A 21275-nucleotide genomic window follows, 5' to 3' on the forward strand; every position below is an offset into this window, starting at 1 on the left:
TTTCACGCTCCTTTGATAAGGTTAAGAGCAAGATTTAATACTTTTTCTCCATTCATAGTCCCGTAATCAGCCATGTTAATAACTGCTGAGGGAATACTTTTTGGGGCCAGTTTTTCTTCTATTTGCTTTTCCATAAATCGCACTTGGGGTCCTAATAAAACGACATCAATCGTTTTACTGGCAATTTGGTTATCTGCATCTGAAGCTGCCACAGCAAAAATATCTACTTCTAATCTTTGTTCCGCTGCTGACTTTTGCATTTTCGTGACTAATAAGCTCGTACTCATTCCTGCTGAACAGATAAGCATAATGGTTTTTTTAGACATTTTTTATTCTCCTTTTATTTGGCATTTTCTTTTATCACTGTTCTATTAGACGCTTTGACGAAAGGAAGATAAATTAATACACCTATAATAATTAAAAAGATTTGTAAAACAGCTGCACGCCAGTCACCATTTGTAGCTAAATAGCCTGAAATCACTGGTGGCGTAGTCCAAGGAATAAGTACCGAAGTTTTTGCAATCCAACCTAGTGCAGTCGCATAATAAGCAATCGTCACTGTTACTGCTGGAACAATAATTAAAGGTACCGCAAGTAGCGGATTAAATACTACTGGTAAGCCAAACATTAATGGTTCACTAACATTAAATAATGATGGGATAATACCGACTTTTGTAATAGAACGATAGTCTTCTCTTCTAGAGGCAATCATTATCGCAATTACTAAACAGATAATCATCCCGCCACCGCCCATCCAACCAAAAGCATCAAGGAAAGGCTTAGTAACAATATTTGGTAATGCAAGACCATTTTTTAACGCTTCCATATTTTCTTGAATCGCTGTTAGCATAATAGGCTCACCGATAGATCCTAAAATAAAAGTACCATGCAGGCCAAATGCCCATAATAAGTTACTAAAACATACATAAAGTAAAATTCCACCAATAGATTGGAAAGAAGAAATTAATGGTGCTTGAAAGAATGTTAGTATAAGTGCTGGAATATTAGTATTAAACACCCATACAATAAGAACTTCAATCAATCCAAGGATAAGTGTTACAAAGAAAATCGGAATTAACACATTGAACGATTTTGCTATAGATGGTGGTACACTCTCAGGCATTTTTATTTTCAAACGTTCTATTTTAGAAAATTTACTTAACCACGTAACAGATAACAAAGTAGCAATAATTGCTAAAAACATACCTGTTGCACTTGTTTGGGTTTGTGTTAGTGCGGCTGCAGCAGTAAATGTTTTACCTTCTACATCTGTTATGATAATTTGCGCTGGCAAAACAATCATGTAAGATACTAACCCCATTACCGCTCCAATTAACCCTTCATCCCCGTAGCTCACTGCTAACTTATAGCCAATGGTTACAGCAATCATCAGCGCCATAATACCTAGCGTCCCATTATAAATTTGATTACCTAAATCCGCCCATTTAATCGCAGCAGAATAGTTCTTTAACAAACCATTTGTAGGACTTAAAATAAGATTGTTTACTAACACCCAAAAAGAAGCAATAATTGTCATTGGAATGAGCGTTACAAAGCCATCACGAATTGCTGCAATATGACGTTGACTCGAAAATTTATTGGCGAAAACTAATAATTTATCAATAAAAACATTAGATTTATTCATTTTCAACTCTCCTTATTTTTAACTGTACAATAAATTTCAAACATTCTGTTCCAAGGAAACGTAACTTGATCAATTGTAAATACGTCATCTGTAAAACTATTTTTTAGTACAGAACGATGATATTTTTGAATTAAGTTTACAACTACCTCACTAATCTCAGTAGCTTTGTCTCCTAAGTAAAAATAATTCAACCCTTTTTCTGGTAGTACCTTATCTGTAATTTGTTTACGAATGATTGCTTGGTAAAATAAGTCTTCATATATATTTGCTAGTAAATTCCCCTTAACTTTCTCCATATTAAAAGCGGCTTGGCAAAACGCTAATCCAGCAAGGCTGCTTCCTAACGAATTACAATTAGTATTCCATGCTTTATAACTTAAAATTTCTTCTAAAATACCTTTTTCATCTAATAATTCAATTAATTCTATTTCACCACCATTTGCAAAAGCAGCATCACAAATACCAACTTTTTTACCAGCAGTAAGGTCTGCTTGAATTTCTAGAATAAAACTTAAAAGATGACGATAACTGTCATAGGTCACATCTTTTGTGGTTAGCTGATCCCATGATTCTTGCATTTTTTTCCTGGCGTATTGTATTCAAGCACGAATTCGGCATCTTTCACATCATCTACCAAACGAAAACCTGCCGCTAGTACATGTGCTTTCAAACTTTCATTTATCGGCCGATCTTCGTATAAAGGGACTATTTGCGCTCCAAAAGTTGAACTATATCTAACAAATAAACTCGGTGTTTTCCCTAAATAATCATTATAAGCACGAGCAAGTAAGGTGAACCCTACTTCATCAGCACCAGGGTAGACCATGATTCTATCTTTCAACCGTTTATTTGCAATTTCACTATATACTTTGCTCTGATCCATTGCAGTATAGCCATACGGAGCTGAATCATCTTGTGGAATACTAACAAAAGAAACAATATTCTCCGCAACGAGTTTAATATGCAACAGATTCACTTGTACATTAAAAGCTCTACGTGTTTCATAATCAAAAACCACCTCTTGAGGCAACGTTTCTTTCAGTTGATGCCACTCACTTTCTTCGTGTTCATCTAAAACTTCTCTAGTTGCTTTATCTTTTAGCCAGCCATAGCGAAAAATTGCTTCCCCATACTGCTCATAATAATCTGGTTCTTCATCTGAACTATTATATTTAGGTGTACGCATTATTAGGTTCGAAAGAAATATTTTTTTATCTGGAAAGTCTTTTTTAATTTCTCGTAAAAACGCTTCATAATCCTTTAAATCCTCTTCTGTAAGATGATGCAATCGAGACGGTAAGAGCCCACCATAAAGTAGCATTTCTGCAGATAAAATAGCATACGAACTATTTGCTATATTTTTTTTAATGAAACTACGAATTTCCTGGATGTTTGCTGGCTCCTTTTTGTGTCCTAATAATGCTTGTGGTACAGAAAGCACATTCATAGTTTGATTTACTGCTGCGGTTTGTTCAGGGTAGATGGCATTACATGGTCGTTCATCTAATGGCACATATAAAATATTCATATCCGCTCCTCCTTTTTATGATAATAAATATCTGCTACAACATCACCCACCGTTTTTTGATAACAATTTGCTTTTTCACAAATTGCTTTTTCAGCTTCTTGAACTGCATAGGAATGATTGGTTAGCGTGAACATAGAGACATCACTTTCCGCGTCACCAACGACATATAAATTATTCGAGGAAATACCTAGTTTTTGTTGAATTAACTCTACAGCTTTTCCTTTAGACACTTTATTAGAGAATACTTCAAGGGAAGATGGGCTAGTTTGAATAACGGTTACTTTGTCTGCACCTAGACTTTCGGTTATCGCTGATTTTATCGGCAAAAATGCCTTTTCATTTCCAAAAGTTAAATAAATTGTTGGGCTAATTTCTCCTGCAGAAATATATGCTGGTAAGTCTTCAATAACCTTAGAGGAATCAACAAATTCTGCTACTTCTTCCGGCTTTCTTGGACTTGGGAAATGACGATTATTTTCATCAGAGACTTCTGTTCGAAGACCTCCCGCAAAAATCGCCTGATTTAGTTTAGGAATATACTCAGAAGGAATTGTTTCCAGCAAGATAGATTGGTTATGTTTATCTTTAATTACCGCACCATTTTGGCTAATGCGATACTCCCCAGCAAAGCCTAACTTTTGCTCTACATATTGAATATCTGTGTCCATTCTACCTGTGCAAATAACAAAGTGTCCGCCATCCTCACAAAATTTCTTTATTTTTTTCAAACTTAATTGATCGATTTGACCACTACTATCAAGTAGTGTTCCATCTAAATCACAAACTAATAAAACATCATTCATTCTGATAACCTACCATTTCGTTGCATTTACATATCGTTCCGTAATTAACTTTGGACGTGTAATAATAGAACCTACTACAACTGCAAATGCTCCTTTTCTTAGTGCTTCTGTTACTTGTTCTGGTTTACTTGTATGCCCTTCCATAATTACAGGAACAGCTACTTTTTGAACAATTTCTTCTAATAGTTCAAAATCTGGCTCCGTTGTTGCTTTTGAATACGGTGTGTATCCAGCAAGCGTTGTGGAAATTAGGTCGAATCCTAATCGCTCGGCTTCTATTGCTTCTTCCAAAGTAGAAATATCAGCCATGGCTAAACGCTTTTCACGATGAATTAGGTATAATAAATCACTTAGCTTTTCTTCATTCGGTCTTTTTTGTTTCGTTGCATCCAAGGCAATAATTTCTACATCTGTTTCTAAAAGCGCTTCCACTTCATAACATGTAGGAGTAATATAAACATTCGAATCTGCATAATCACGTTTCCATATTCCAATTACTGGTAAATCAACTAATGCTTTAATAGCTCGGATATCTTCAGGGGAATTTGCTCTAATTCCTTTCGCTCCACCTTCTTTGGCAGCGAGCGCCATTCGCGCCATAATCGCAGAACTGTGTAAAGGTTCATCTTCTAACGCTTGACAAGATACTATCAGTTGCCCTTTTAAAACACTTATATTCATTTTATCGCTCCTTTCGGAATAAGTTTACACCATTTAATTATTTTTGTAAATGTTTTTCACCATTTTAAAAAATAAAATTACATAGCAAATCAGTGAAACGTTTTCATAAATATGCTAAACTCTCTTTGTAAAACATTCCAAAGAAAAGAAGGATGTGGAATCATGTTCAGTGTAACTACTTTTAACATTCGTTTTGATGATACTTCTGAGCAAAAAAAAAGCTGGGAATTGCGTAAAACACTAACAAAATCATTACTTGATAAGTATCAATGGGATTTCATGGGAGTGGAGGAACCCCTTCTGCTACAAATGCGCGACATGAAAGAAATGCAGGATTGGGATTATTTTGGTGTAGGACGAGATGATGGTTTTGAAAAAGGAGAATTTACTGCTGTTTTTTATAATTCTAATCGTTTTACATTGTTGCGAGAAGGTCATTTTTGGCTGTCCGAAACGCCTGATATTCCTTCCATCCATTCAACAGCAATGTTCCCACGAATTTGTGTTTGGGGGAAACTAGAAGATACAAGGGATGGAAAACAGTTCTATATCTTTAACACACATTTGGATCATGTCTCTGAAGAAGCCCGGTTATTTGCAAGCCAACTTTTACTACAAAAAACCGCACTCATTGCAGAAGATTTACCAGTGATTTTACTTGGAGATTTCAATACCGAACCCGGAACACCTACTTATGACTTCATTACAAAAAAATACCAAGACGCTCAATTAATCTCCCAAAATACGGCTAAAGGACCAATCGGCAGTTTTCATGACTTCTATCCTACCCGTCCTGAAAATGAGCTGAAAAAAATTGACTATATCTTTGTCTCTAACGAATTCCAGGTATGTACTTACGAAACAATCGCGGATGAAATGGGTGGATTCTCTGCTTCTGATCATTTTCCAGTTACAGCTAACTTAAAATGGAAATAATAAAAGAGAAGGCAAGTTGTAGTGCTGCCTTCTCTTTTTAGTATTTTAAATTTTATAACATTCCTTTAACCATTTTATAAAGCGCGAATCCCATTTCTGTATCATTTTTATGCACTTTTAATGTGATTGGAGCTGAAAAAGATGTGTTTTGTGTTACTACTGTGTTACCATCCACACCAATTTTCAAGTCAAAGTCACGGTCTAAAGTTCCAGCTGTCTCAATAGAAACATACTTTAGAGCCTTACGCGGGAAAAATTTATACTCTACTTTTTTTCCTGTTAACCCTTGGGCATCGACATTAAAAATTCCTTTTGAAGTAATAATTAATTCATCTCTTACAAACTTGAAAATTTGAATGATTTGTTCATCTTCTTCTAAAAAACGGTCAATTCCATAAGAAGACTCCGTAACAACTGAAGCTTTTCCCATTAACTTGTCAAACATGAAACCCATCCTTTTTGTAGTTATATTCTTACCCAACAATAAATGAATAAGTAAAGTTATACTAGCATAAAACGTTTTCATAGTCTATGGATATTGTGTGAACCCTCACATTCAGAACCGCATCCTAAATAAAAAGAGGCTACTAATTCCTAGAAACAAGTAACCTCTTCTATAATCTAAAACGCCTTACTAATCACGCTCAAACCAATAAACAAGAAAAGTACAGCCATAATCACTGAATTGTTTTGAATAAGCCATTTACGCGTATTATCTAATGTCTTGTTAAGTCTACTTCCAGCCAGTAAGAAAGCAATAGTTGGGATATAAATTGAACAACAAGCAATAATTCCAAAAATAATTGTTGCTGACGTCTCTTGTCCACCACTTAAATTCAGTGCTCCAACACTTACTCCAGCCGTAAGAGAAAGTAACATATTCTTAGGATTCACCGCAGATAATAAGAAAGCAAAAATCATCGCACCACCTGGTTTAATATTACTCATTTTTTCAAACCATTTTGGTGTTGCAGCTTTTTCTCCATTTTTCGGACGTTTGGTAAAATCATGCGCCCCGAGCAAAATAAGTAAAGCTCCTAACACAATAAGTACCACTTTGACTATTGTTGATTGATCTCCCGATGAACTGACAGCTGAACTCATTAAAAATAATCCAATAAAAAAAATAGCTATATTCCCAATAATCCATCCAACCGTATAAAAAATACTGTTAATCCGTGCTTTGTTGCTCAGTAAAATCAAAATAAGCCCTACAATCGGAAACGGGCTTATTAAAATACCCACTGCTGGTGATAAAATAGCTGAAAAAGCTGAACCCACACTAACTCCCCCTTTGTACATTTTTCCGCACCTTGGTGTTCAATCTATCTTTTTCCCTCTTATCACCTTTTACAAACCACTATTTGTTTCCGTTGACTATCCTAGTTATTTTTGCTATATTTTAACTATAAATCGGAATGTTACCGACGAAAGCCGGGCATAACCAAATATTTTTCTAAGTACAATGTTTCTCTGCATTTATTTAGAAAAGTATTTGGTTTTTTTTATAGATACTTTAAAATGTAGAAAAGGAGTTTTTAACATGCATACAAATACAGGATTTCCAGCCGACTTTTTATGGGGTGGAGCTGCTGCCGCAAACCAATTCGAAGGCGCTTACAACGTCGATGGAAAAGGACTTTCCGTTCAAGATGTTACTCCAAAAGGCGGATTCGGTCATATTACTGACGGTCCAACACCAGATAACTTAAAACTAGAAGGAATCGACTTCTATCATCGCTACAAAGATGACGTGAAACTTTTTGCTGAAATGGGCTTCAAGGTTTTCCGTACTTCCATCGCTTGGTCCCGTATCTTCCCAAATGGTGATGAAACTGAGCCAAACGAAGCAGGACTACAATTTTACGATGATTTATTCGATGAACTTCTAGCACATAATATCGAACCACTGATTACTTTATCTCATTATGAAACACCACTTCACTTATCGAAAACTTACGACGGCTGGGTAAATAGAAAAATGATTGACTTCTATGAAAACTATGTCCGCACCGTATTTAATCGCTACAAAGGCAAAGTAAAATATTGGCTCACTTTCAATGAAATCAACTCAATCTTACACGCACCATTCATGAGTGGCGGTATTTCTACAAGCCCAGATAAATTATCACAAAAAGACCTATACCAAGCGGTCCATCACGAACTTGTGGCGAGCGCGCTGGCTACAAAAATTGGTCACGAAATCATGCCAGAAGCTCAAATCGGTTGTATGGTTCTAGCAATGCCAACTTATCCGCTTACTTCCAACCCAGATGATATTATCGCTGTTATGGAAGCTGAGCGCAAAAACTATTTCTTCTCTGATGTCCACGTTCGCGGTGCTTATCCTGGCTACATGAAACGCTATTTCCGAGAAAATAATATTGAATTAGACGTAACTGAAGAAGACCTAGAAATCCTTAAAAACACAGTAGATTTCATTTCCTTCAGCTATTACATGAGCACAACTGAAACAGCTGACGAGTCGAAACGCAAAGCTGGCGCAGGAAACATCCTAGGCGGCGTACAAAACCCTTACCTAGAAGCATCCGAATGGGGTTGGCAAATTGATCCTAAAGGCTTACGCGTTGTCCTAAACGAATTCTGGGATAGATACCAAAAACCACTTTTCATCGTAGAAAACGGTCTTGGTGCTATCGATCAACTTGAAAAGGACGAAAACGGCAACTATACCGTGAATGACGACTATCGAATTAATTATTTAAGCGCTCATTTATCGCAAGTGAAAGAAGCGATTAAAGACGGCGTTGAGCTGATGGGTTACACTTCATGGGGCTGTATTGACCTTGTTAGTGCCTCCACTGCTGAAATGAAGAAACGTTACGGCTTTATCTATGTCGATCGCAACAACGACGGCACAGGTACGCTAAACCGTTATAAGAAGAAAAGTTTTGATTGGTACAAGAACGTTATTGCTACCAATGGTGAAGATTTATAAAAATGAGAAACCCAGGTTTGCCCTTTTTAAGAGGGGTAACCTGGGTTTTTTAATTGCTTGATAACGGAGGGACAATCTTCCGACCGAGTTATCGCTGAAATAACCGATACCCCGTCCGCACCTGCTGTGAGAACCTCGGCTGAATTTGTTTCATTAATTCCACCAATCCCGACAATAGGGAGCTTGATTCCAGCCCGGCGAATTTCTTCCAAAATTGCTGTTCCACTCACTGGCTCTGCATCTGCTTTTGAAATCGTGGGAAAAATTGGCCCTACGCCGATATAATCCACCGAGCCAAGTCGTTCTGCTTCCGCTGCTTCACTAACCGAATGAACGGAAAGTCCGATTTTCATTTTCCCAGCGCAACTTGTGATAACTTGGTGAATTTCCTCGTCGTTTTGCCCGACATGGATACCGTCCGCGCCGATTTCGAGGGCTAGGGCGACATCATCGTTAATAATGAAGGGCACTTGATATTTTGCGCATAATTGTTGGCATTCTAGCGCCATTTCTTTTCTTCCGGAGGCAGTTTGGAGTGAGCCTGCTCCTTTTTCGCGATATTGGAAACACGTAATTCCGCCTTTTAGCGCTTCTTCTAGCACGCTTGGCAATGTTCCACGGACAATGTCTTGCGTTCCAGCGATAAAATATACAGCTAGTTCAGCTCTCATTTCCCATCCTCCAATCGGTAAGCAAAATGGTTGGTTGGACCATGACCGTGACCAATTCCAAGCGGATATTTAATCGCACTTGTGATAAATTCTTTCGCAACTATGACACTATCCAAAAGCGAATTCCCTTTCGCAAGTTCAGCTGCAATACATGCCGAAAAAGTGCAACCAGTCCCGTGCGTATGCGGCGTATCAAAGCGCTCGCTCGTCAGCCATTTTGTCGTTTCTCCATCATAGTAAAAATCAGCCGCCTCACTCATTTCGCTATGCCCACCTTTAATAACAACCGCTTTTACACCTAAATCAAAAATTTTCTTAGCAGCTTGTTCGATTTCCGCCTTGGTTGTGATTTTTTCTCCAAGAATTTCTTCCGCTTCTGGAATATTCGGCGTAATAATCGTACCAAGTGGCAAAAGCTCGTCTTTCAACACTTGTGTCGCCTCATTTTCAAGCAAAGCAGTGCCACCTTTTGCAATCATCACGGGATCAATGACGATATTTGGGAAGTTGTGCAAACGTATATTCCGCGCCACTTCCCGGATAATTCCTGCATCCGCAAGCATTCCAGTTTTCACGGCGCTCACTTGGAAATCCTCTGCAATCGCGTCGCACTGTTCGCGAATCATTTCTACCGGGATTTTATGCACTGCTTTTACACCTAGCGTGTTTTGTGCCGTGATTGCCGTGATGACGGACATGCCAAAGGTTTTGCGCTCTTGAAATGTCTTGATGTCCGCTTGTATCCCTGCGCCACCACCAGAATCTGAACCAGCTATCGTTAACACTTGTTTGAAAATCATTTGTGTTCACCACTTTCTAGAATTTTAGCTTTGGCACGCGTTTTTTCGACGGACCAACTAGCGAGAGCATCTAAAAATAGTGGTCGAAACGATCCTGGAAGTTTTCTTTCTAACTCGATTTCCGCGTACTCAGAAGCCACCGCATAACTCGCGCACGCTTCGACACTAGCTCGAAAAACATCTTCCTGAACGGCGATAAAACTGCCACAAACCGCACTGAGCAAACAACCAGAACCAGTAATTCTTGGAAGTAGCGCGCTACCATTAGCCACTTTTGCAAAGCGCGTTCCGTCTGAAATCACATCTACTTCGCCGCTAATAATAACAACCGTGCTCCATTCATTTGCTACTTTTCCAGCAATAGTCAGCACATCCGCCGAGCCAACGCCCGCATCCACGCCTTTCGCTTCCCATGCTTCCCCAGCAATCGCCGCAAGTTCCCCCGCATTTCCGCGAATCGCCGCGAACTGAATTTCTGCCAACAATTCCTGTACCACTTTACGTCGGTATGAAGTCGCGCCAACACCGACCGGATCAAGCACAACCGGCGTTCCAGCAACATTCGCCGCACGTCCAGCAATTTTCATCGCTGTAACAAGCTCCTCGTCTAGCGTCCCAATATTAATCACGAGCACATCCGCCATTTTCGCAAGTTCATCCATTTCCTCTTTCGCAGAAGCCATAATCGGTGACGCACCAATCGCAAGCAAGCCGTTCGCCGAGTCATTCGCGACCACGATATTCGTAATATTATGTACCAACGGCCCTTTTTCTTGCACCTTTTCCAACGTCATAAAATCAAACATAATTCACACTCCCACGCCAATTTTGTTTTTTATAAGCCATATCAAAAAACGCCCATTCCATTTCCACACTAATTTGAAAAGCCTGCTTCATGAGGGCCAGTTCCCGCGCATCCGCCATACTCGCCGCCTGTTCCACCAACCGCTTCTGCTGCAACACCACTTTTTGATAATTTTCATCCACATAACTATCCAACAACTCTTGATAAAATGGCTCCGAACTCCGCGCCCCTTCGTACATTTTCCCCATATCAGCATAAAGCGCATAACACGGCAAAAGCGCCGCAATTGTCACCCCAAAACTGCCAAAATCCGCCATCCGGTACAGGTGAGAAGTATAATGATAAGCGGTTGGTGCCGGTTTTCGCACGGAAAAATCACGCTCCGTTAGCCCAACCCGTGGATAAAACTGTTCGCGCATCAACAATTCCGACTGCTGAAGCCGCACCTGTACTTCCCTCATTTCCGCAGCAAGTTCCGCCGTCCCCGCTTGCTCCACACTTTTCTCAATCACCTTCTCAAAATGCGACAAATAATAATCATCCTGCAGCAAATAATAATAAAACGCCTTCTTTTCAAGCGTCCCATCCGCCAAGCTCCGCACAAAAGGATGCCGCAACGTTTCCTGCCATAAATCCCCTACTTCTTCTTGAAAATCGTGAACAAACATTCAAATTCCTCCTTTTGAACAATAAAAAAAGCGCCCACTGTTCCTTAGCATAAGCAAAGAAACAGTAGCCGCGATAAATTTTCCGGTCACTTTCACATTCACTTCCCTACGCTTGCACTAACAAACAGGTTCAAAGGGTCAGAAAGCATTACCTTTCTATCTCAGCCAGAATCGGCCCCCCTAGTTTTTCTTATTAAGTTGTGTTTATCATAGCATAGAGTTTTAATGTTGTAAATCATCAAATGAAATGAGCTCAAACTCATTTTCGCTAAGCCAATCCCGCACCCGCACGTCACAAATCGTCGCAAGTTCCCGGCACCGCATCGACGTATAAGAAGAATTATCCAGCACAAATTGATCCAAAAAACCGACATCAAAATGCATCTCTGCAATTTCGTCTGGCGCTAATTTTAGCAAGCCAAAATCATCATTAAGGAAGTTCTCAACCGAAACGTCGCCGCTTGTGTAGGGAAGTGCGCCCGACTCCAGCAGTTTAGTGATTGGTAAATAACCTTCTTGATCTGGCCATTTTTTATCACCGCTGTATTTTAAAGTCGTGTGAACCCCAAACTCACGCGCAATGTCAAAGAAAGCTTGGTCAACTGTTTCATCACCGATTGAGTGGCAGTCGATATGCTCTGGGTAGTGACCAGTTAGCGCTTTGAACCGTTCCATTTGAGCGATAGTTTCCGTGCGCACATCTTCGTATTGGAATTTCAGTTCTGGGTTAGCCCGGTAGTATTTGGAACGATGGAATTCCCCGTTTTCGTCGACGAGTGATGGGATTTCCACCGGGTCCGCGCACGGTTTTCCGAGCAGGAAGTTTGTGTGTTGCCCGATGAATAGGTCTGGGTGGGCTTTTGCGAGAGCGATTGCGTGCTCGGCAGTTTCTAGGTTCGGCATGAGTAAGGTGGATGTTGTGATGCCGGTTTTGTAGCTTTCGATGATGCCGTGGTTGATGGCTTTGGATAGACCGAAATCGTCTGCGTCGATGATTAGTTTTGGCATGGGTGGGCTCCTTCACAAGATTTAGTGTAAAATTAAATTATTTAATAAAATATAGATTCATTTCTTAAATTTATCATCAATTATATTTAACAAGTATTTTTGGTTTAACCAGAATGATTGTTTTGTCATTATATCTCCATTAGGTAAAACATCTGTATGCTTACCTATTATTCCGTTTCCATATTTTTCCCCATTTATTACATAAACACTTCCACCACTATGCGGTCTCAAATGAAATATCTTCGTTTTCTTTGCTTTTAACAAATTATTTTTTATTTGTTTAGGTTCTATCTTAAACTTAACGCCTTCTTTTATAACTCTTTGAGCATCTAGCCATTCTTCCTTAGCCATAGTTTCTAAATCTGCAACGGGCATATTCCAAAATTGTGCTCCTTTAAAAATATATCCTTTCTCAGTATTTTTAAAAATTACAAATAAAAACTTGGTCTCACTAAAGTAATTATAAGCGGTTGAATCTTCCCATTCTTCCTCTGCAAATTCTTTGAAATTAATAGTTGGAAAAGACATGCTCTCTTCTAATCTGTTTTTTTCAGTAAGACGAATTGTCTTAACTACAATATTTGCTTTTACAAATTCTTCTGCATTATTTGATTTTATACCTAACATAGCAAATGCCAATTGACTGTAGTGACTTTTGGCCGATTTTTTATTTTTAATACCAAATAATTCTTCTAATTCTTGTTCATTCCATCCAACAAACTTATTGATTCTTTCTAAAACATAAGATTCAAAATTCAGCTCTTGCATGTCTTCTGTTTGTTTTATTATCTTGTCATATGTATCTATATCTCCCAAAATATACTTATTAATCAAATAAGTCATATAACCTTGTTTCAAACAAAAAGCTCTTCTTTTAGCTGGTATTTCTGCATTATAAAATTGAGGTTTTAAACTTTTTTCAGCAGTAGCTCCTTTAGTACACGCACCAAGATATACAGTATCACCCTCTGATAGCTCATGTGCCTTTCCTTGCTTTATTTTACTAACAATTTTGTTATAATCAGATTCAATTATTAGCAAATCTTCCTTGCAAGCATTTCCAGTAACGGAAAATAATTTAGCATAGTTAATTTTAAAATCGACTCTTTTTTCTCCCTTTTTCCGTAAATATAACACAAGTAAAATTAAATTTAATTTTCTTATTAAATGAGAAGAGCTAAATTCATCCTCAACCTCTTTATCATTAGGAATCATGCTAACAACTAATCTTTCCCCAGCTTTAAATTTACCCTTTTTCTTTAAAGCTTCGTATGGAGTGACTTTTAATTCTACACCAGCCTCTGGAAAATCTGGTTCAGGGTTACTATTTGGTTCATACCCAAAATAATATTTCTCAATTAAATTCCCCAAACTTCCTTTTCCTCGTGGGTTAGTATAATATTCTACTTTTTCTTCAAAAACAATTTCATTATCAGTATAATTTTCTTCTAATACTTCTTTGAAAGTTTTACCTATTAGCTCTTTGGCATATCTTTCAATATCAATTGGATCTGCAACATCATATAAATCAGTTTTTTTCATCATAGTTCCCCCGTTAGCTTCTTTTTTCTGTTTTTAATATTAATTAATTATAGCACTTTTTAGTATTTTGATCTTGATCTTTTAGCAAAAATGTAGTATAATAAAAAGGATATAAGCGAAAGGATGTTCGTATATGAAAAAAGAACTTACAATTTTAGAACTTTTTGCAGGAGTCGGAGGTTTTCGTATTGGACTCGAAAAGGCAAATAAAAATTATTATAAAACAATGTGGTCTAATCAATGGGAACCATCTAGAAAAGCTCAAGATGCTTTCAATTGTTATGATAATCATTTTCCTGAGAGTGAAAATTTGAATGAAGATATTTCCACAATAAGTGATGAACGCTTTGCAAATATAAATGCAGATATGATTGTTGGGGGCTTTCCTTGCCAAGACTATTCTGTTGCGCGAAGTTTGTCTGGTGGAATGGGTATTCAGGGAAAAAAAGGGGTCTTATTCTGGGAAATCATCCGAGCAACAAAAATTATTCAACCTACGTTCTTATTGCTTGAAAATGTTGACCGTTTATTAAAATCACCAGCTAGTCAAAGAGGTAGAGACTTTGCTATTATGTTAGCTGCTTTTAATGACCTAGATTATTCAGTGGAATGGCGAGTAATTAATGCTGCAGAATATGGATTAGCTCAAAAAAGGCGTAGAGTTTTTATTTTTGTATACAAAAATAATAGTGATTTTGCTAAAAAAGCTCAACATTATTCTGATGAAGAAATAATCTACAATGATGGCCTTTTCGCTCGCGGATTTCCAATAGAAAATAAACCTCATAAAAATAGATTCGTATCAGATATCATATCAGAAGATATCGTTTCAGTTTCTGATAACTTTTCTTCTAGCATATTTAATACAGGTGTAATGAGGAATGGTAAATTTACAAGTATCGAAACTTTACCAGTATCAGAGAAACCAATACCGTTAAAATATATTTTACAGCCAGAATCTGAGGTAGACGACAAATATTATTTAAACGAGGAGGATATACTGAAGTTCAAAACGCTTAGAGGTGCAAAAAAAATTCAACGTATTTCTGCTGATGGACATATGTATACTTTTTCAGAAGGAAGTATGTCCGAAACTGATGATATAGACAAACCTGGTCGTACAATGTTAACAAGTGAAGGCTCAAAAAATAGAAGCACACACTTAATTAAAATCGATGATAAGTACAGAATATTAACCCCTTTAGAATGTGAAGCATTAAATGGTTTCCCTCCAAATTGGACAGCTAATATGCCAGATAGAATGCGCTATTTCTGTATGGGAAATGCATTAGTTACTGGTGTAATTGAAAGAATCGGAAAACAACTTTATGATATGAATTGTGAATAAAAAGAACCTGGAAATTATAAAATAATTTCCAGGTTCTTTTTTAACATATATATTAAATAAACTAGCTTTACTTTATTATTTTAATCGTTTAAACACAGCATCCAACACCTCCACCGGTATCTCCGCATACGCATCCCCAACCGAAACCTCAAACGCACAAACATCCGCCGATTTCTCCTGCAAATACCCCGAAATCCCAACGCCAGTTTCATCCTGAATCTTCGTCAAAATAGCCCCAACCTCATCAGCCGACTTCTCAAAATAAACATGAAACATATTAGAAACCGGAACTTCCGGCACAGTCTTCACACCCGAACACGAATTAAATCGCTCAGCCAATCCTTTCGCCGCTTCAAAATACTCCGCCATTTTCCCAATCCGTTTTTCAAAATAATAATCCGCGGACAAAATATACGGATACAAACTAATCAAATCCCCGCCATACCGCCGTTTCCAGATTTTCGCCTCTTGCATAAAATCATCATTCCCAGCCAAAATCGCCCCAGCAATCCCGCCAATCCCTTTGTAAAACGACACATACACACTATTAAACAACGCACAAATTTCTTCCGCAGACTTCTGATAAAACGGCGTGATTTCCCATAACCGTGCCCCGTCAAGATGCAACGAAATACCCTGTTCATGGCAATACTCCGAAATCTCCTCAAGCTCTTCAAAAGCAGGCAGCTGCCCACCAATTTCTCGTTGTGGAAGTTCGATAAGCACACTAGAAACTGGCTCGCGAAGGCTTTTAATATCGTCAATTGTCAAAAGTCGATTCGCTGTTCCAAGTAATATGGGCGTGATTTGTTGCAATTCTTTTAGCCCGTCTTGCTCATGAATCTCCAAATGCGAAAGCGGATGATATGCCACGCGCCGATTCTCTTTCCGGTCAGCCCAAATCCTTAACGCGATTTGTTGAGCCATAGTACCACTTGGAAAAAATACCGCAGATTGTTTCCCGAGAATTTTCGCGATTTTTGTTTCAAAGTTTTCAATAACTGCGCCATTTCCGTAAATATCGCTTTCTAGGTTATCATCTATATTTTGAAGTGCTTCTGTCAAAACGCCTATATTGCGCGGACCGTTTCCGCCTAGTTTATATGGGGTTTTTTGGTAGCTGGTTTTTAGTGTGTTTGTCATTTTGGTTCACTCCTTTTACGATATGCTTGATTGCTTGTATAGCAATTATATATCTTTACCTTTTAGTTTATTATAGACTCAACAAATCCACTCCCGCAACTTCTCCTACCACTCTCCTCCAACATTATTATAATAAAAATTTTGACAATTCTAATTATAACCGCTAAATTAGAAGTACAACATATTATAAAACACAAAAGGACTGAACACATGTTAAAAAACAAAAATTTTAGATATTTATGGTTAGGTCGTTTAATCAGTAATGCCGGAGATAGCATGTATTACATTGTATTATCTTGGTACATTTTAACACTCACTAATAATTCGTTTTGGGTAGGGATAGTTAATTTTGCTATTTTTATACCTAACATTTTTTCCTTTTTATTTGGTCACTGGATAGATACACATTCCAAAAAAAGATCCTTGCTTTTATGCGAATTCGGGCAATTATTCGCGATTTTAATTATGGTTATCAGTATTTTGTTGGATTTTCAAAGTCCTCTGTTATTATGTATTTTAGCATTTTTAGCTTCCCTTTTTGGTATGAATACATATACTATACAAGACGCAATGACTCCGTTTATCATAAAAAAAGAACAGCTAGCAAGTGCTCAATCATATATGTCTGTTGCTTATAATGGTACTGAATATTTATTTAATGCTCTAACAGGATTCTTAATCAATATTTTTTCAACAATCACCCTTTTAGTTGCCAATATATTTACCTTCTTATTCGCAATCTTTTCTTTTTCAAAAATAAAAGAACCCACAGAAGCAAATAATAAAGAACCAGAACCTTTCTTAAAAAATGTATTTAAAGGCTTTGTTGAACTATTTCAAAATAAAACCATTTTATTTATCGCTATCGGCGGAGGCATGGCAAATTTTATGTTCGGCGGATTGAATGTCTACCAAGTATTAATTGCAAAAGAGCAAGGAAGTGCCATTGTGCTTGGACTATTGACATCAACTATGGCCATTGGAACATTGATTGGCTCAACTCTCCTAGCAACATTATTACTAAAATTCATGAAAATCGGAAAAGTACTAACTTTATGCACGCTCATGTTCGGACTAACAATGTTAATAAGCTCTTATTTTGTAAATTCTTCCCTTATTATTCTTATCTGGGGGATTGCAAGTACTTTTTTAGGAGTCACCCATGTTGTCCAAAAACCTTTTTTCCAAGTATTAATTCAAAAAGAACATTTGGGCAAAGTTTTCAGCGCTCTTTATAGCCTTAGTGTAGCCACATTACCTATAGGAGCATTATTATTTGGCTATTTTAGTAGTCATAATTTAAATAGTTCTACCTTTCTTCTTATTTTCGGCGGAACCTATTTACTTATCAGTTTGATATATTTCGTAAACAAGCATATTTTTAAATTCACTATATCAGATAAAATATAAAAAGGACTACTATCATAAACACCCCCACTAATCTCATCTAAAATGAAATTAATGGAGGCGTTTATTTTATAATTTTTAAACAATAGGTGGTTACAACGGACTTCCGATTCCCGCTTAATATAGTTTAATTTTTCTTATATGTTTCCTGAATCAAACTGTTCTCTTTGTCATCCACTTTTTTCAAAACTAATTTCTCACTTTCAAGCTCCATAGAAAGTACATAATCTCTTTTTTCTTTAGTATCCACACGGTATTCATTTCCTTTTTGCTCACTTTTCGTTATCTCAATACCATCCTGTGCTTCAAGCATTTTAAGAACTTTTTGCACGTTCTCTTTTTCACTTTCTGTTTCATAACCATACACTTTTTTACTAACTACCGGACCATCATATTGGTATTTATCGCCATCTTTTTGTTTTAATTTATAAGAATTCGTTATGGCAACTTCATCATCAATATACAATTCTGTTACATTACCATCTGCATCCATATCCAGATCCACACTCATTTTACTTGCCATACCCGTATCTTTTAAATTCGTCCCGTCACTCGCACCTACACTAACCGATTCCAACTTCCACTTCCCAGTAAATTTACTATCAACAACCTCTTTACCACAACCCACTAACAAAAGACAAATACCTAAAATAATAATACTTACTAACTTTTTGCTCATCTCGTTGCTCTCCTTTTTTGTATATAATTAACGGTTAATCCCGTTCCACCTCGATGTACTCCATTGCTTGTGTTCTTTTTCCTAAACATTCTTTCCACCACTCTGTTTACCCGCCTCTTGATTTTGTGACGAAGTATCTTTTAAAAGTGCGCGAATTTTATCTTCTTCTCCACTACCATTTGTTGATAATGCCTCAAACTTAATTCCCAAAGTATTAATAATATCTTTTTTACAACTATCTTTTAACTTCTGAGGATTATACTTATGAAATTTATGTCCATCTACTTCGATAGCAGCAATCGGCTCTTTGTCCATTTTGTTAAAAAAGATAAAATCTAAACTAGCTCCATTTGTAACATACTTTTTTTGCTCATCGCTTAAAATCGATAAATCTTTTGCTAATAGACGAATCTCATATTCTGGTTGATAAGATAAATGCTTAAATTCTGGCTCTTTTAGAATTTCATCAATTAACAGTCTTGTTAAGTTTTCGGAATTATACTTAGAATGTTTTTTCTTTATTTTTGATAATTTCTTTTCGAGTTCTGCTGAAAATTCTTGTTGTAATAAATCAAAAATTGAACGTACTTTGCTCTGATAAACTATACTATGTTCTCCATAATATTTTATATATCGGATTAAAGCTGCAATATCTTTATCATTGTTCATAAATACTTCCTCAGAGGTATTTAAAACCAATATTTTTTTTGCTCGGGAAACTGCCACATTTAATAAACAAGAACTATCCACAAAGCCAAGTCGGTTTACTCCTTTTTGATCTAGTACTGTCGAAAAAATAATAGCATCACATTCTCGCCCTTGGAATTTATGCACTGTATCAACAATCGCTTGTTCATACTTAGCTTGCACCTGTTCTTCTGCTATGTCCACTTGCCTACGATAAGGAGAAACAAATCCAAGTGACTCAACCCCCATTATTTCTGGAACTTTTTCCGTAAATTCTTTGCTTAGAAAAGTGTCTATTTCCCTCTGGTTAAAGATTTTAGCATCTTGGTCAAATTTCATATGGTTACCGTCACTAGTTTTTATTCTCACGAGAGGATTTTTGATACCTTTATTTTCTGTCATAATAACTAACTCGTCATTATAGTATTGCTTATTGCAAAAATTTATAATCATCGGATGGCATCTGTAATGTTCTCTTAGCATAGTACTAGGCAGTTTTTCTCCATATACTCCTATTAAAGACGTTAACAAATTGTTCTCGAAGTAATCATATTCAGATGGGATTGTTGAAAGCTCATTTATTTTTTTCTTGTCAATTTGTATTGACGGTAATTGTTTATCATCCCCAACAATAATAATATTTTTTGCTTTAGCTAGCGAAAAAACACCTGGTACTAGACTTGCCATAGAGGATTCATCCACAACAACATAATCAAAAATTTGCTCATTAGAGATACACTCCATAATTGAATCACATGTACTTAATATTACCGGAAAACTTGCACTGAACTTTTCAAATTCATTTTTATGACTGTCTGTAGAAAACTCCCTTTCATTCTTAGCTTGATATCGAATACATAAATTATGTTTAAAAATCTGTTTTGAGCATAGTTCAATCTCTTTTATTGTGCTTTCATACTGGTTTTTTGCTAAAAAAGATTCACTTCTATTTATTTCATTTTTTATAGCCTCAATTTTATCACTATAATATTCTTCTCTATTCTTATTTATAGCTTCCATCCTACCTAATACTGATTTAATTCCATTCATATGATAAATCCCATATTTAAAAAAGTACTTAAATCTATAAAAAAGATGTGGTATTCTAGGATTATACGTCATCAAATCAATAATAAATTTTTGCTTTTTTACAAGATTAAAATCTATTGATGACATTTTTTTAATTTTCACTTTAGAATTATCAACTAGCGAAAAATCATTTTGATAGTCTTTAAAATATTTTTGCTCTAGCTCCCATTCTCTTAGCTTATGCTTGAGAGTAGCTATTTTATTTTTTTCTTTTAATAACTCAACTATCTTTTTTTGTTTTTGAGCTAAATCTTGTTCTAATTTTAACAATTGTTCTTCTTGTATAAACCAACTTTTTACTTCTTTAGGTACCTTACTAATATTATTATAAAAATTATTCCTATTATTCGAATTGCCTAATTGTGCAGCAATAAATTTAAAACCTTCTTTTTCTAATTTCTCATAAACATTAGTAGTAGCTTTGTTATTTGGGGATACTACAGCAATATTTTTTTGGTTTTTAACTGCATTTGCAATAATATTTAAGATTGTTTGTGTTTTCCCAGTTCCCGGCGGCCCTTGAATAACACTAATTTGATGAGAAAAAGAGTTCTTAACCGCCTGCATTTGACTATAATTCAAACCAAAAGGAAAAATTAATTGTTTTACTTCTTCTTGGTGTTCATTTGTTTTATTTAAATAAGAGTAAAGCGCACTGCCTCTATTCATACCTTCTAATTTTTCCATTTGCTGTTTATAGAAATAGAATTTCTTACCTTCGTTTTGGCCCAAATCACTCTCTAAATCTTTATGTTTGGCAATATTTTTAAAATAGTCCATCGTTTTTCTAATCTCGCTTGTTAATTCCACCTTACTTTTAATTAAAATATCCTCTTTATTATAATTATACTCTGTCTTAGAACCTTCATATAATAC

General features: G+C 36.5%; 21 protein-coding genes and 1 riboswitch. Of the genes, 4 read left to right on the forward strand and 17 right to left on the reverse strand.

Features of this window, described 5'->3' with window-relative positions; genetic code table 11:
• Positions 1-2 precede the first annotated feature (2 nt).
• The 6 genes from HCB45_RS11050 to HCB45_RS11070 are packed head-to-tail and all read right to left on the reverse strand — an operon-like array spanning position 3 to position 4657.
• Positions 3-326: a PTS sugar transporter subunit IIB gene (locus HCB45_RS11050; protein ID WP_185305342.1), complete on the reverse strand. Its 324-nt coding sequence runs from the start codon at positions 324-326 to the stop codon at positions 3-5.
• A 14-nt stretch (positions 327-340) separates the two neighbouring features.
• Positions 341-1645, reverse strand: coding sequence for a PTS sugar transporter subunit IIC (locus HCB45_RS11055; protein WP_185317883.1), 1305 nt, complete (start codon positions 1643-1645; stop codon positions 341-343).
• 2 nt (positions 1646-1647) lie between these two features.
• Positions 1648-2223 carry a DUF4127 family protein gene (locus tag HCB45_RS15275; RefSeq protein WP_260508443.1) on the reverse strand — a complete coding sequence of 192 codons (576 nt, stop codon included), beginning with the start codon at positions 2221-2223 and terminating at the stop codon, positions 1648-1650.
• Positions 2199-3173 carry a DUF4127 family protein gene (locus tag HCB45_RS15280; protein WP_260508444.1) on the reverse strand — a complete coding sequence of 325 codons (975 nt, stop codon included), beginning with the start codon at positions 3171-3173 and terminating at the stop codon, positions 2199-2201. The genes HCB45_RS15275 and HCB45_RS15280 overlap by 25 nt, the downstream gene beginning before the upstream one ends.
• The gene (locus HCB45_RS11065; protein WP_185305349.1) at positions 3170-3976 is read right to left on the reverse strand and encodes a Cof-type HAD-IIB family hydrolase; all 807 of its coding nucleotides are present in this window, start codon (positions 3974-3976) and stop codon (positions 3170-3172) included. Before HCB45_RS11065 ends, HCB45_RS15280 begins: the two co-directional genes overlap by 4 nt.
• Positions 3977-3985: 9 nt before the next feature.
• Positions 3986-4657: an N-acetylmannosamine-6-phosphate 2-epimerase gene (locus HCB45_RS11070; protein WP_185619883.1), complete on the reverse strand. Its 672-nt coding sequence runs from the start codon at positions 4655-4657 to the stop codon at positions 3986-3988.
• Positions 4658-4819: 162 nt separating this feature from the next.
• Here HCB45_RS11070 and HCB45_RS11075 point away from each other — a divergent pair, with 162 nt between their 5' ends.
• Complete coding sequence (locus HCB45_RS11075) at positions 4820-5593, forward strand: endonuclease/exonuclease/phosphatase family protein (RefSeq protein ID WP_185619885.1); 774 nt, start codon at positions 4820-4822, stop codon at positions 5591-5593.
• 52 nt (positions 5594-5645) lie between these two features.
• Here the strand turns inward: HCB45_RS11075 and HCB45_RS11080 are convergent, their stop codons facing one another.
• Both HCB45_RS11080 and HCB45_RS11085 read right to left on the reverse strand, forming a co-directional pair.
• The gene (locus HCB45_RS11080; protein WP_185305356.1) at positions 5646-6038 is read right to left on the reverse strand and encodes a PH domain-containing protein; all 393 of its coding nucleotides are present in this window, start codon (positions 6036-6038) and stop codon (positions 5646-5648) included.
• Between the two features lie 176 nt (positions 6039-6214).
• Positions 6215-6874: a GAP family protein gene (locus HCB45_RS11085; RefSeq protein WP_185317877.1), complete on the reverse strand. Its 660-nt coding sequence runs from the start codon at positions 6872-6874 to the stop codon at positions 6215-6217.
• A gap of 262 nt (positions 6875-7136) precedes the next feature.
• Between HCB45_RS11085 and HCB45_RS11090 the strand changes: the two genes are divergently transcribed.
• Positions 7137-8552: a glycoside hydrolase family 1 protein gene (locus HCB45_RS11090; RefSeq protein WP_185317876.1), complete on the forward strand. Its 1416-nt coding sequence runs from the start codon at positions 7137-7139 to the stop codon at positions 8550-8552.
• Between the two features lie 26 nt (positions 8553-8578).
• Here HCB45_RS11090 and thiE read toward each other — a convergent pair whose 3' ends face one another.
• The 6 genes from thiE to HCB45_RS11120 all read right to left on the reverse strand — a co-directional run bounded on the left by thiE (position 8579) and on the right by HCB45_RS11120 (position 14046).
• The gene (gene thiE / locus HCB45_RS11095) at positions 8579-9223 is read right to left on the reverse strand and encodes a thiamine phosphate synthase (RefSeq protein WP_185619887.1); all 645 of its coding nucleotides are present in this window, start codon (positions 9221-9223) and stop codon (positions 8579-8581) included.
• Positions 9220-10023 (reverse strand): bifunctional hydroxymethylpyrimidine kinase/phosphomethylpyrimidine kinase, encoded by an 804-nt coding sequence (gene thiD / locus HCB45_RS11100; RefSeq protein WP_185619889.1) that lies wholly within the window; start codon positions 10021-10023, stop codon positions 9220-9222. The genes thiE and thiD overlap by 4 nt, the downstream gene beginning before the upstream one ends.
• On the reverse strand, positions 10020-10829 hold the full coding sequence (gene thiM / locus HCB45_RS11105; protein WP_185619891.1) for a hydroxyethylthiazole kinase: 810 nt from the start codon (positions 10827-10829) through the stop codon (positions 10020-10022). Before thiM ends, thiD begins: the two co-directional genes overlap by 4 nt.
• On the reverse strand, positions 10822-11496 hold the full coding sequence (gene tenA / locus HCB45_RS11110; RefSeq protein WP_185619893.1) for a thiaminase II: 675 nt from the start codon (positions 11494-11496) through the stop codon (positions 10822-10824). Before tenA ends, thiM begins: the two co-directional genes overlap by 8 nt.
• 86 nt (positions 11497-11582) lie before the next feature.
• A riboswitch (TPP riboswitch) is annotated at positions 11583-11688 on the reverse strand.
• A gap of 30 nt (positions 11689-11718) precedes the next feature.
• Complete coding sequence (locus HCB45_RS11115; RefSeq protein WP_185619895.1) at positions 11719-12504, reverse strand: ChbG/HpnK family deacetylase; 786 nt, start codon at positions 12502-12504, stop codon at positions 11719-11721.
• A 57-nt stretch (positions 12505-12561) separates the two neighbouring features.
• Positions 12562-14046 carry a Sau3AI family type II restriction endonuclease gene (locus HCB45_RS11120; protein ID WP_185608032.1) on the reverse strand — a complete coding sequence of 495 codons (1485 nt, stop codon included), beginning with the start codon at positions 14044-14046 and terminating at the stop codon, positions 12562-12564.
• 133 nt (positions 14047-14179) lie between these two features.
• Here HCB45_RS11120 and dcm point away from each other — a divergent pair, with 133 nt between their 5' ends.
• A complete protein-coding gene (dcm, locus tag HCB45_RS11125) occupies positions 14180-15394 on the forward strand; it encodes a DNA (cytosine-5-)-methyltransferase (protein WP_185608031.1) in 1215 nt (404 codons plus the stop codon).
• Positions 15395-15469: 75 nt separating this feature from the next.
• On the opposite strand, the gene HCB45_RS11130 is transcribed toward dcm, so the two are convergent.
• Positions 15470-16537 carry a threonine aldolase family protein gene (locus HCB45_RS11130; RefSeq protein WP_185619897.1) on the reverse strand — a complete coding sequence of 356 codons (1068 nt, stop codon included), beginning with the start codon at positions 16535-16537 and terminating at the stop codon, positions 15470-15472.
• A gap of 210 nt (positions 16538-16747) precedes the next feature.
• On the opposite strand from HCB45_RS11130, the gene HCB45_RS11135 reads away from it, so the two are divergent.
• The gene (locus HCB45_RS11135) at positions 16748-17947 is read left to right on the forward strand and encodes an MFS transporter (protein WP_185619899.1); all 1200 of its coding nucleotides are present in this window, start codon (positions 16748-16750) and stop codon (positions 17945-17947) included.
• Between the two features lie 124 nt (positions 17948-18071).
• Here HCB45_RS11135 and HCB45_RS11140 read toward each other — a convergent pair whose 3' ends face one another.
• A complete protein-coding gene (locus HCB45_RS11140; RefSeq protein WP_185619901.1) occupies positions 18072-18623 on the reverse strand; it encodes a hypothetical protein in 552 nt (183 codons plus the stop codon).
• An 81-nt stretch (positions 18624-18704) separates the two neighbouring features.
• Positions 18705-21275: AAA domain-containing protein (locus tag HCB45_RS11145; RefSeq protein WP_185619903.1), on the reverse strand; the 2571-nt coding region annotated here is incomplete at its 5' end.

The organism is Listeria farberi, from assembly GCF_014229245.1.
Lineage (GTDB): Bacteria > Bacillota > Bacilli > Lactobacillales > Listeriaceae > Listeria > Listeria farberi.